This is a genomic window from Rhizobium leguminosarum, from assembly GCF_004123835.1.
GTDB classification, from domain to species: domain Bacteria; phylum Pseudomonadota; class Alphaproteobacteria; order Rhizobiales; family Rhizobiaceae; genus Rhizobium; species Rhizobium leguminosarum_M.
The window spans coordinates 34093-45597 of record NZ_MZMU01000010.1; the positions used below are offsets into that span (position 1 = coordinate 34093).

The 11505-nt window shown below is 61.5% G+C and carries 10 protein-coding genes; all 10 read right to left on the reverse strand.

The features are described 5' to 3' along the window. Positions 1 to 77 precede the first annotated feature (77 nt). Positions 78 to 2237: a TonB-dependent siderophore receptor gene (locus B5P46_RS13585; protein ID WP_129419105.1), complete on the reverse strand. Its 2160-nt coding sequence runs from the start codon at positions 2235 to 2237 to the stop codon at positions 78 to 80. 165 nt (positions 2238 to 2402) lie between these two features. Further along, positions 2403 to 3284, reverse strand: coding sequence for a helix-turn-helix domain-containing protein (locus B5P46_RS13590; protein WP_129419106.1), 882 nt, complete (start codon positions 3282 to 3284; stop codon positions 2403 to 2405). Between the two features lie 137 nt (positions 3285 to 3421). After that, positions 3422 to 4180: a fumarylacetoacetate hydrolase family protein gene (locus tag B5P46_RS13595; RefSeq protein WP_129419107.1), complete on the reverse strand. Its 759-nt coding sequence runs from the start codon at positions 4178 to 4180 to the stop codon at positions 3422 to 3424. Between the two features lie 79 nt (positions 4181 to 4259). Further along, entirely contained in the window at positions 4260 to 5639 is a 1380-nt protein-coding gene (locus B5P46_RS13600) for an FGGY-family carbohydrate kinase (protein WP_129419108.1), read from the reverse strand. Next, positions 5636 to 5956 (reverse strand): L-rhamnose mutarotase, encoded by a 321-nt coding sequence (gene rhaM, locus B5P46_RS13605; RefSeq protein WP_129419109.1) that lies wholly within the window; start codon positions 5954 to 5956, stop codon positions 5636 to 5638. Before rhaM ends, B5P46_RS13600 begins: the two co-directional genes overlap by 4 nt. After that, complete coding sequence (locus tag B5P46_RS13610; RefSeq protein ID WP_129419110.1) at positions 5953 to 6960, reverse strand: ABC transporter permease; 1008 nt, start codon at positions 6958 to 6960, stop codon at positions 5953 to 5955. The genes rhaM and B5P46_RS13610 overlap by 4 nt, the downstream gene beginning before the upstream one ends. Beyond that, positions 6957 to 7958, reverse strand: coding sequence for an ABC transporter permease (locus B5P46_RS13615; protein WP_129419111.1), 1002 nt, complete (start codon positions 7956 to 7958; stop codon positions 6957 to 6959). Before B5P46_RS13615 ends, B5P46_RS13610 begins: the two co-directional genes overlap by 4 nt. Positions 7959 to 7983: 25 nt before the next feature. Next, entirely contained in the window at positions 7984 to 9519 is a 1536-nt protein-coding gene (locus B5P46_RS13620) for a sugar ABC transporter ATP-binding protein (protein WP_129419112.1), read from the reverse strand. 72 nt (positions 9520 to 9591) lie between these two features. Further along, complete coding sequence (gene rhaS, locus B5P46_RS13625; protein WP_018497178.1) at positions 9592 to 10587, reverse strand: rhamnose ABC transporter substrate-binding protein; 996 nt, start codon at positions 10585 to 10587, stop codon at positions 9592 to 9594. Between the two features lie 48 nt (positions 10588 to 10635). Then, a complete protein-coding gene (locus B5P46_RS13630; protein ID WP_018246533.1) occupies positions 10636 to 11448 on the reverse strand; it encodes a DeoR/GlpR family DNA-binding transcription regulator in 813 nt (270 codons plus the stop codon). Positions 11449 to 11505 lie beyond the last annotated feature (57 nt).

Genomic DNA, 11505 nt, shown 5'->3' on the forward strand with positions numbered 1-11505 from the left:
GCGCCGCAAACGGGTCCGGAAGGGCAGGCCCTCCCTTTCCCCACAGGTTCCTGCAAAACTAAACTAAGATTGTCAACTTACCACTTCCTGCTGAGCTTGAAGGTGACGGTGCGGGCATCGCCGTAACCGCAGACGGTCAGTCCGCCGCAACCCTTGACATATTCCTTGTCAAAGAGGTTCGCGACGTTGAGCGAGGCGCCCCAGTTTTCCTTCTCGTAGCGGATCGCAGCGTCGACGAGCGTGGCGGCCGGCACCTTCTCGGTATTGGCCTCGTCGGCCCAGGACCAGCCCTGATGGCGGACGCCGGCGCCAAAACTCATGCCCTCGAAAGCCCCTGTCGTCAGCGTGTAGTCGATCCAGAGAGAGGCGGTCACCTTCGGGACGATATAGGGTGAATTGCCGACCAGCGCCGGATTGGCGTCGTTCTCCGTCACCTCCATATCGGTATAGGCGAGTGATGCGAGAACCTTCCAATTCTCGTTGATATTGACCTTGCCTTCGAGTTCGGCGCCGCGCGAAACCACCTCGCCGAGCTGGCTCTGGGCGAAGGTTAGGGGATTGGTCACCGTGTTGTTGCGCTTGGTGATGTGGAAGACCGAGGCCGTCAGCGAGCCGTCGATGAAGGCCGGCTCGTACTTGATGCCGCCTTCGAACTGCTCGCCCTCTTCCGGCTTCAACGCGCCGGAAACACCGGTGCCGACGAGCGGGTTGAAGAAAGTCGCGGCGCTGACATAGGGCGTCAGACCGTTGTCGAACTCGTAGGCAAGGCCGATGCGACCGCTGAGCGCGCTGTCGTTGGTGCTGTAGGTCGTGCCGATTTCGGCGTTCTGGTCGATATCGACATAGTCGTAGCGGCCGTTGAGCGTCAGCAGCCAGCCATCACCGAAATGGATCCGATCCTGGGCGTAGACACCGATCTGGTTCTTGGTCACGACGCCGTCGGCATAGACGAAATTGGCGCCCTGTGTCGTGCCATAGATGGGATCGGTTGCGCTGATCGAATTGGAGCCGCAGCAGGCCTGCCAATTTTGCAGGCGATAATAGGTGTAGTCGAGCCCGGCAAGAAGATTATGCGTGGCGCCGCCGATTTCGGTCTCGCCTTCGATCCGGTTGTCGATCGAGAAGCTATCGACCCCCGAGCGGCCTTCGAAGCCGATGCGCGCCAGCTGGTAGTCCGGACCCGTCGGCACGCCGCCGACCCAGCCGTTCAGGTAGGGGCCGATCTCATGCTTGTCGAGATGGCCGTAGCGCGCATTCTGTGAGAACTTGATGCCATTGTCGAATTCATGTTCGAATTCGTAACCGATCATCTTCTGCACATAGCTGCCATTATCGATGTCGGGCTCGCCATAGAAGGCGTCGCGGTCGATCTTGCCGAACGGCGCATCCTCGACAGTGCCGACATAGGGGAAGAAGCCGTTGCCGGTATGCACCTGGTCGAGCCCGGCGAGGTAACCCCAGACCGTGAGGCTGGTGCTGTCATCCGGCGAAATGGTGAGCTGCGGCATGATGAAGCCGCGCAGATCCTCGGAAAAATCCGAATAATTGTCGCCGCCGGCAACCTTGCCGGTGATGCGATAGCTCATCGTTCCACTGGAGCCGACCTTGTCGGAGACATCGAAGCCGGTGAAGGCGTTGCCGTTGCTGTTGATGCCGATCTCGGTATAGAACAGCGGCTCGTCGAGCGGGCGCTTGCGGACGAGATTGACGATGCCGCCTGGGTTTGCTCCGCCGTAAAGCACGGAGGCCGGACCCTTCAGCACCTCGACGCGCTCCAGCATGAAGGGATCGAGCTGGAAGCCGCCGAAGCCATAGCTGAACAGCGTCAGATTATCGAAGAAGACGCCGGTCTGCGTTGCGTCGAAGCCGCGGATATAGAACCAGTCGGTATCGCCGTCGTTGCCAAAGGGCTGCGACGTGACGCCAGGCGTATAAAGCAGCGCCTCGTCGATCTTGTTGGTGATGCCGCGATCGTCCATTTCACGGGTGCCGATGACGGAGACGGATTGCGGGATTTCGTTGAGCGGGGTGTCGCCCTTCGAACCGGTGGAGGAGTTCTTGGCGGCATAGCCTTTGACCGGACTGGTGGCGGTGTCGCTGCCGCCCTGGATGACGATCGGTTCGAGCTCAGTCGAATTCGCTTCCTGTGCCGCGGCGGAGCCCGCGATCAGGCCGGCGGTTGCCACGCCTGCCAATAGAGTTGCCTTGAAAATGAGACCCCTGGTCTGCCCGCGCATATGTCCTATACCCACTCGTGCCGCGCAATACCTGCGTGCGGCGAAGCCCTGAATAAGATGAGTGATTAACTCAGTTTTACCGGGGTGGATTGTCGCGATCGGGGAAAATTGAACGTTTTTGGGCAATTCTCCGCGTTGCAAACAATTGCCCGCCAAGCGTTGCAATCAGGCAACTTGTGCCTTCTTCCAGCTCGCCGGCGTGATGCCGACATGCTTGCGGAAGACGCGGGTAAAATGCGCCTGATCGGCAAAGCCGGTTTCGGCAGCGATGGTCGTCAACGCATTTTCGCTTTCGACAAGCAGCCGCTTGGCCCTGTCGAGCCGGGCATTGGTCTGCCATTGATGGGGAGCGATGCCGGTCGAGGCCTTGAAGGCATGGCTGAAATGCGACTGCGACAGGCCTGTCAGGGCCGCGAGTTCCTCGAGGCGGATATTGCGCAGGCAGTTTTCCTCGATGAATTCGGTGGCGCGGCGAAGCTGCCAGGAGGCCAACTTGCTGCGTTTGCGCGGCATCGCCTTGGCGATCTTCAGGACGTCGATGATCAGCGCCAATGCCAGGCCGTCGCCATAGAGATCGTGCAGCGGCTCCGGATTGAGGCATTCGGCGGCGACCAGCTGTGCCAGCGACAGCACCCGCTCATCGGAAAACAGAAGCTGCGGGCTTTCGAGACGGCGCGGATCGATATCCTCCATCAGCCGGCGGCTGACGGTCTCGGCGTCGAAATGGATGTCGAGGTGGCGCACCGAATGCACGTCGGTCAGATCGGCCCAGACTTCCATGCCGGCCGGCACATAGGAGATCGGCCGTTTCTCCGTGTCCTGGACGGTGCCCTGCGCCTTCGGCGAGAGCTTGATATGCGAATTGCCCGGTCCCCGCTTGTCGAGCATGATGAACAGCCGCGGATCGCGCGAGACGTAATAGCCGCCGGCATAAGAGGCGCATTCCACGTCCCAGACATCGGCGACGATGCCGTTCCACAGGCGGCGATGCACGCCGACGACGGAGAAGCCCTGGATCTTGTTCTGCATCCGCGGTTGAAACGTCATTTCCACTTCCGCCTCCGGCCACGCGCCGGAAATAAACCTTCAATTTGTACTCAAGTTTATTACCGCAGGCGGAACCGGATGGCAATTACCAAATCCGGGATCAAGTCTGCTCCCAATCCGGGGAAAGCGGCGTCAAATCAAACCTTCGACACCGAGAAGCTGAGGCGGGCATTGCCGAGCAGAATGTCGATCTCGCCGGGTTCGGTCAGTTCGATCGCGCCGCTCAACGTGCCCGTTGTCATGAGCGCACCGGCCTTCAGCGATGTCCTGGGGCGCAAGCTGTCATTGGCATAATCGACGAGCCAGGTGAGAACGTCGCCTTTCGGATGCTGTGCCGGACCATCATAGATCGTGCGGCCGGCATGGGTGACCTTGAGCGGCGTGCCGGCGGCGGTATCGACGACGCTTTTTTCGACCTCCGGGCCGAGCACATAGCCGCTATTGCCGAGGCGGTCGGCGACGAACAGCAGAAACGAAACGCTGCCGCTTTCCTTCACGGCGCTGACCAACAGCTCGGCGCCGAGATAGACAGCGGAAATCGCCTCGACCACCTCAGTGCGGCTGTAGGGAACGCCCGCGCGGACTGGCAGGTCGCTGCCGAGACGGACGGCGATCTCGGTTTCGAATTTCAGGCCCGGATACCAGGGAATGTCCGCGCCCGAAACGGCTTCGACATAGGGATACAGCGGAGCGGTGACCGCCTGGTCCTGCGGCGAGACCGTCACCTTCCAGGCATTGCTCGAAATACGGTCCGCAGCAGTGAGCAAATTCTGTGCCTCCATCGCCTGATGGAGATCGGCGGGCAGCGGGAAAGTGCTCGTTGCCTCCTGTCTGCCGGCCTGTCGCAGGCTGTGAAGCCTGGCTGCAACCGTGCGCGGATCGAATGTCTCTGTCATGCTATCTCCTCGACCTGATTTTCGAGGTGCCACACTAACGAGAAGGCAGGGACGAACAAGGCCGCTTTTGGAAAGACTCCTATTCCATCGCCGCGTACCAGCGGGTGCGATAGCTGGTCAGTCCCGGGATATCGGCCGGTGGAACATGCGTCTCGGCACCCGATACTGGCCGGATGCCGGTGAGAAGGGCTGCGCCCTGGCTGGTGCCGGTCGAGCCCGGAAGGGCCATGACCTCGCGGCCGGTCAGGGCCGCAAGCAGCTTGAGATAGGTCCCATTGAGCGCAAAAGGCCCTTCGACGATAACGGGGCCTTTTGCGCCGATCAGTCCGAGGCAGGCATCGGTCATCAAAGCGAGATAGAGACAGGCGGCGGCAGAGCGTTCCTCGCGGTTTGCCTCTTCGGCGCCGATCCAGCGGCTTGTCTTTCCCGGAAAAGGCCCGGAACCGGAGGCGATATTCGCCAGCAGCATCATGCCCTTGTCGATGACCGGGCCGATTGCCGCCTGAGCGGCTTTTTCGTCGACAGGGCCGATCTCGGCCAACAGGATCTCGAATTCACGGCCGCCCATGAAACGGGAAGAGGGCACGGCGCGGCCATAGGCATCGACATTGGCGAGCGCATCGCGTTTCGGATCGAGATGATCGAGATCGCCGCCGACGCCGAAATTGATGACCCATGTGCCGGTGGAGACGACGGCGAAGGGTGCCTCCCGATGGACCAGATGCGGCAGCAGCGAGGCATTGGAATCGTGAATGCCGCAATAGACCGGCACGGGTGCGGCAAGGCCGAGCTCAGCGGCGATGTCGGGCAGGACCGGGCCGAGCGCATCGAAGGCGGAACGGATCGGCGCCATGAGGTCGCGGATGGCGAGCCTGTCGACGAGCGAGGAATAGTGGCCCTCCCTCGGGTTCCAGAGGTCGGTATGGCAGCCGAGCGAAGTCAGCTCATTGGCGGCAACACCGGTCAGCCGCGCCGTCCAATATTGCGCATAGGTGAGGATGGTCGCAACCTCTGCGAATTCCTCGGGAAAGGTGGTCTTCTGGTAGTGCAGCTGTGCGCCGACATTGAGACCCATCGCGAGGTGCGGCGAGAAGGTTTCGTCGAAGGAGGGGCGCAGCCGCGTATAGGCATCACGGACTTCCTGCGGATATTCGTGTTCATAGTCGATGACAGGCATGGCAAGCGCGCCGTCCCGGGCAAGGAGTGCTGCGGATGCGCCATGGGTGGTGATCGAAATGGCGTCGAAGCCGGGCTCGCGCGCAAGGCTCTTCAGCGCATCGAGCGCAAAGGACCAGAGAGCCTCTACGTCGTAATGCGGATAGAGACCGGTTTTGAGCGCGATATTGGGCCGTTTCAGGACGGCGATCTCGGCGCCCGTCTCGCTGTCGAGTACGACGATCTTGGCATTGGTCTTGCCGATATCGAGGACGGCGATGCGGCGATAGGAGGTGGCGTTCATGGCATATGGAAGACGGTGACCAGGTCGCTCTGGACCGGCGAATTATCGGGATTGGTCGCCATGATATCGGCCATGTGCGCCCACCATTTTTTCATGACCGGATGGTCCGGCAGGCTTGCCATCGAATGGTTGGCGGGCCGTGTCAACACGCCGAACAGCGTGTTGGTCTCGCGGTCGAGATGAATGGAATAGTCGCTGGCGCCCGACTTGTGCAGAAGATCGACCAGTTCCGGCCAGATCTCGTCATGCCGCTTGCGGTATTCGGCTTCCATGCCGGGATTGAGCTGCATCTTGAAGGCGTGTTTTTCTAAAGTCATCGGGAGCTCATGACCTTGATGCGACGGGCGATGATCGGGATGGCGATGGTGACGATCAGAAGCAGGCCGATGAAGATCGACATGACGATGCCGGGCACGTTCAGCAGGCCGAGGCCGAAGGTGACGAGGCCCATGACGAAGGCAGCGATGACGACGCCGGCGATGGTACCGGAGCCGCCGAGGATCGAGATGCCGCCGAGCACGACCATGGTGACGACTTCGAGTTCCCAGCCCTGGGCGATCGACGGCCGGGTCGAGCCGAGGCGCGAAGTCAGGCAGACGGCGGCAACGCCGCTCATGACGCCGGTCAGCAGGAAGAGGATGAATTTGACGCGCTCGACCGGGATACCGGAAAAGCGGGCGGCGAAGTCGTTGTTGCCGATCGCATAGACCTGTCGGCCGAAATTCGTCGCATGCAAGAGGACGGCGAAGAGGATCGCCAGCACGATGAAGAGCACGAATTCGAAGGAGAATACCCAGAAGACATAACCTTGGCCGAAATAGGCAAAATCAGCCGGGTATTTGCCATAGGCCTGGTCGCCGAGCACGATATAGGAAATGCCGCGGAAGAGGCTCATCGTGCCGATGGTGACGACGATCGACGGCAGTTTCAGCACCGAGACCAGAACGCCGTTGAAGATGCCGCAGGCAAGACCGGTGCCGATGCCGATCGCGACCAGGCCCGGTGTGCCGATGCCGACCTGCGCTGCCGCGCCCATCGCCGTCGAGGCGAGCGCAATGATCGCAGCGACCGAGAGGTCGATCTCGCCTGATATGACGAGCAGCGCCATGGCGAAGGCGATCATCGCCTTTTCGGTGAAATTGAAGGTGGCGTCCGAAAGATTCCAGGAATCGAGGAAATAGGGCGAGGCGAGCGAATTGAAGATGAAGATCAGCACGGCGACGGCAAAGAGCAGCACTTCCCAGCTCGCGGCGATGCGGCGAAAAGGCGTGCCGAGGCGGTCGGGAATGACCCGCTTTTCGTGTGTGGACACGGTGCTCATGCTGCTGCCTCCGTTCTGATCTCGGCTGCGGCGCGGTCGCGCAGGATGATGCGGCCGCGGTTGCGCTCACGCCTGGCGTTGAAGGCGACGGCGAGAATGATGACGGTTCCGGAGATCGCCATCTGCGTGAAGGGTGAAATGCCGATGACAGGCAATGCATTCTTGATGACGCCGAGGAAGAGCGCACCGAGCACGGTGCCGGCGACCGAGCCGACGCCACCGGCAATCGAGATGCCGCCGATGACGCAAGCTGCGACGCTGTCGAGTTCGAAGCCGTTGGCGATATCGACATAGGCGACGGCATAACGAGACACCCAGAGATAGCTCGCAAGGCCGGCCAGCGCGCCCGACAGAACGAAGGCCAGGAATTTCGTCCAGCCCGTATCGATGCCGGCATAGACGGCCGCGGTCGGATTGCCGCCGGTCGCATAGGCCGAGCGGCCGAACTGGGTGTATCTGAGCAGGACATACATCAGCAGCACGATGACGATGCCCACCCAGCCGAGAACCGGCAGGCCGAGGATCGGCGTGCGCGGCACCGACAGGAAGACCGGCGTCATCTGGTGGGCATTCACCCACGCCCCGCCCGACAGCACGAAGGCCATGCCGCGATAGATGGTGAGCGTGCCGAGCGTCACGACGATCGGCGGGATTTCGAGCGCCCAGACGAGAAAGCCGTTGATGGCGCCGAGACAGGCGCCGATGACGATCGCGGCAAGGATCAGCACGACGAGCGGCAGGTCGGGATAGGCGGCATTCATCATCGCGATCGCCATGCCGGTGAAGGCGAGGTTGGCGGCGACGGACAGGTCGATCGATTTCGTCAGGATAACCGTCATCTGCGCCAGCGCCAGGATGATCAGGATGGAGGTATCGTTGAAAATGCCGGCGAGATTGTCCGGCGTTGCGAAATCGGCAGCGCGCGTCGAAAAGATCGCGATCATCACCACGATGATGAGGAACAGCAGAGTTTCGCGTTTTCTGATCAGTCTTGCCATGCTCTTACCTTGTGCATTGCGGGCCTCATGCATTGCCGGTGGCGGCGCGCACCAGCACTTCCGGCGACAGCTCGGCGCGTTCGAAAATTCCGGCGGCGAGACCCTCCTTCATCACCAGGACGCGGTCCGACATGCCGATGATTTCGGGCAGTTCGGACGAGACCATGATGATCGACAGGCCCTCGGCGGCGAGTTCGCTGATGAAGCCGTGCACGGCCGCCTTCGAGCCGATGTCGATGCCCTTTGTGGGTTCATCGAGGATGATGACCTTCGGCGCCGTCGCCAGCCATTTGCCGATGACGACCTTCTGCTGGTTGCCGCCGGAGAGCGTGCCGACCGGGACGGAAAGGGCCGCGGCGCGTAAGTCCAGCCGCTCGGCATATTTGCGGGCGAGGGCGAATTCTTCTGCCGCCCTGAGGAAGCCTCGGCGCGAGGTGCGGGCGAGCGAGGGCAGCGTTATGTTCTGGAAGATCGGCATCGGCAGCGCCAACCCGTGGCGGCCGCGCTCCTCCGGCACGTAGACGATGCCGGCGCGGATTGCGTCCTGCGGCGAATGGATGGTGATTTCGCGGTCTTCGAGCATCATGGTGCCGGAGAGCGGCCTGGTAATGCCGAAGAGCGATTGGGACAGTTCCGAACGGCCGGCGCCGATCAGGCCGTAGATGCCGAGAATCTCGCCCTGGCGCAGGGTGAAGGAGATGTCGCGGAATTCGGTGCGGTGGCTGTAGTTGCGGATCTCGAGAACCGGGCCGCCGATGGCGACATCGACCTTCGGAAAAGCATTCTCGACGTCACGGCCGACCATCATGCGGACGATCTCGTCCTGCGGCGTTTCCTTCAGCCGGCCCTGGCCGACGGCGCGGCCGTCGCGGAAGACGACGAAATCGTCGGCGATCTCGTACACCTCGTCGAACTTGTGGCTGATGAAGAGGATCGCCTTGCCCTTTTCCTTCAGGCCGCGGACGATGCGGAAGAGATCGTCGATCTCCTTGCGGGAAAGGGCTGCTGTCGGTTCGTCCATGATGACGATGCGGGCCTCGATCGACAGCGCGCGCGCGATCGCCACCAGATGGCGCTGCGCGATCGAGAGGTCCTTCAGCCGGATCGTTGGATCGATATTGCTTTCGAGCGCGGTCAGCAGCGCCTTGGCGCGGCTGTTCATCGCCTGCCAGTCGATAGTGCGCAAACGCGTGCGCGGCGCATGGCCGAGGAAAATGTTTTCGGCAACCGTCAGTTCGTCGAACAGCACGGTTTCCTGATGGATGGCGGTGACGCCGGCGTCGATTGCGGCCTGGGCGCTGGCAAAGGTCACCGGCTGGCCGTCGACGAGGATCTCGCCTTCGTTCGGCCTGTAGATGCCGGTCAGGATCTTGACGAGCGTCGATTTGCCGGCGCCGTTTTCGCCGATCAGCGCGGTGACCGTGCCGGGATGCAGCGCGATGCTGACATTGTCGAGCGCCTTCACGCCCGGAAAGATCTGGGAGATGCCGCGCATTTCCAGAATGGCGGGCGCATCACCGGGTTTGCTGTCCGTGGCGGTTTGTTGAAAGGCGGCGTTCATCAGCTTCTACCAGTGTCGAATGAGAATCCCGGCGGCCATCAGGCCGCCGGGCTTTTATGCGTCGGCCCCAGATCAGAAGACCTTGGAGAACTGGTCGATATTCGAAGCATTGTAGACGAAGGGATCGGCCATGGCGGCTTCACCGTTGTCGCCGACCTTGATCTTGCCCATGCGGCCGGCTTCGATCTCGCTGCCTGGCTTGCCGTCGGTCTCGCCCTTGACGAGGCGATAGGCGATCTGCGTTGCGGAGTAGCCGAGATCGATCGGGTTCCAAATGGCGAATTCCTTCGTGGCGCCCGACTTGATCGCGCCGGCCATTTCGGACGGCAGACCGAGACCCGTGACGTAGACCTTGCCGACAAGGCCCTTGTCTTCGACAACCTTCGATGCGGCGAGAACGCCTACCGTCGTCGGAGCGACGATGACCTTGATGTTCGGGTTCGCCTTCAAGAGGCCCTCGGCTTCACGATAGGACTTGTCCGAGAGGTCGTCGCCATAGACTGTGGTGACGAGGTTGAGGCCCGGGAAATCCTTGAGCTGCTTCTTCATCTGGTCGATCCAGATGTTCTGGTTGGTCGAGGTGGTCGTGGCGGACAGGATGGCGAAGTCACCCTTGCCGCCGTCGAGATGGTCCTTGACGAGCGTCAGGCACATCTTGCCGATCAGCTCGTTGGACGACGGGTTGAGCTGCAGGATACGGCCTTCAGGTGCCACGCCGGAATCCCAGGAGATGACCTTGATGCCGCGCTGTGTAGCCTTCTTCAGCGCCGGAACGAGCGCGTCGGGATCGTTGGCCGAAACGGCGATGGCGCTGACGCCCTGGGCAATCAGCGAGTTGATGACTTCGATCTGGCCTTCGGCCGTCGTCGTCGTCGGACCGGTATAGATGACCTCGACGCCGCCGAGTTCCTTGGCGGCTTCCTGCGCACCCTTGTTGGCAGCATCGAAGAAGCCGTTGCCGAGCGACTTGACGACGAGACCGATCTTGATGTCGGCAGCACTTGCCGTGCCGGCCATCATGGCGACGGCAAATGCCACGCCGATTGCGAGTTTCTTTGCGAGTTTCATGCTTTCATCCTCCCACTTGATTGACACTCTTCACACCTGGCCGGCGCCTTATGCGACCGACGAGGAATCCTCCTTGATTGCCTGGGCGACCGGGCTCGCGACAATGAGCCTGATGCCGGCATTCTCGATCATCCTGACGGCTTCCTCTGGAATGCCGTCATCGGTGATGATCGTCGACACACGCTCGAGCGGGCACAGAATGAGGCTCGACCGGCGATGGAACTTGCTGGAATCGGCCATGACGACCAGTTCGTCGGCCTGATGCATCAGCTTCTGTTCGCTTTGAATAATCAGCGCATCGGCTTCCATGATGCCGAGCGGGCCGACGCCCTGCGCGCCGATGAAGAAGCGGCGGGCGTAGAAATTGCGGATCGCGTCATTGTCGAAGGGGGAGAGGATCAAGCTCTGCTCGCGATAGATCGCGCCGCCTGGCACAGTCACCGTGTTCTTCGAATGCTTGACCAGATGTTCGGCGATGGCGAAAGAATTGGTCATCACCTGCAGGCGGTGCGCCGCCATGAAGTGCACCATCTGGAAGGTGGTCGTGCCACCGTTGATGATGATCGCGTCGCCCGGATCGCAAAGCTCGACGGCTTGGCGTGCGATTGCGCGCTTCTTGTCGATATTGACCGATTCCGAAACGCGGAAGGGGCGCCCGGCGAGATTGCCGAGCTGCGGCGGATGCACGGCCTCGGCGCCGCCGCGCACGCGCCGGATCTTGCCCTGAACATGAAGAGCCGCGATGTCGCGCCGGATCGTCGCCTCGGAAGCCTCGGTCAGTTCGGAAATATCCTGAACCGTCACGACGGACTTTTCCTGAACGGCGCTCAGAATGATGCGATGGCGTTCGCGTTCGTGCATGGGGCTCCTCCTTCGATCGTTTATTTCGCACATATGACAATGTGTCAATCAAAAACG

Excerpts from the sequence above, each read along its gene's own strand:
- B5P46_RS13630 (WP_018246533.1), bottom strand. The coding sequence starts at position 11,448 with ATGCACGAACGCGAACGCCATCGCATCATTCTGAGCGCCGTTCAGGAA.
- B5P46_RS13610 (WP_129419110.1), bottom strand. The coding sequence starts at position 6,960 with ATGAGCACCGTGTCCACACACGAAAAGCGGGTCATTCCCGACCGCCTC.
- B5P46_RS13595 (WP_129419107.1), bottom strand. The coding sequence starts at position 4,180 with ATGACAGAGACATTCGATCCGCGCACGGTTGCAGCCAGGCTTCACAGC.
- B5P46_RS13600 (WP_129419108.1), bottom strand. The coding sequence starts at position 5,639 with ATGAACGCCACCTCCTATCGCCGCATCGCCGTCCTCGATATCGGCAAG.
- B5P46_RS13590 (WP_129419106.1), bottom strand. The coding sequence starts at position 3,284 with ATGACGTTTCAACCGCGGATGCAGAACAAGATCCAGGGCTTCTCCGTC.
- rhaS (WP_018497178.1), bottom strand. The coding sequence starts at position 10,587 with ATGAAACTCGCAAAGAAACTCGCAATCGGCGTGGCATTTGCCGTCGCC.
- B5P46_RS13615 (WP_129419111.1), bottom strand. The coding sequence starts at position 7,958 with ATGGCAAGACTGATCAGAAAACGCGAAACTCTGCTGTTCCTCATCATC.
- B5P46_RS13620 (WP_129419112.1), bottom strand. The coding sequence starts at position 9,519 with ATGAACGCCGCCTTTCAACAAACCGCCACGGACAGCAAACCCGGTGAT.
- rhaM (WP_129419109.1), bottom strand. The coding sequence starts at position 5,956 with ATGACTTTAGAAAAACACGCCTTCAAGATGCAGCTCAATCCCGGCATG.
- B5P46_RS13585 (WP_129419105.1), bottom strand. The coding sequence starts at position 2,237 with ATGCGCGGGCAGACCAGGGGTCTCATTTTCAAGGCAACTCTATTGGCA.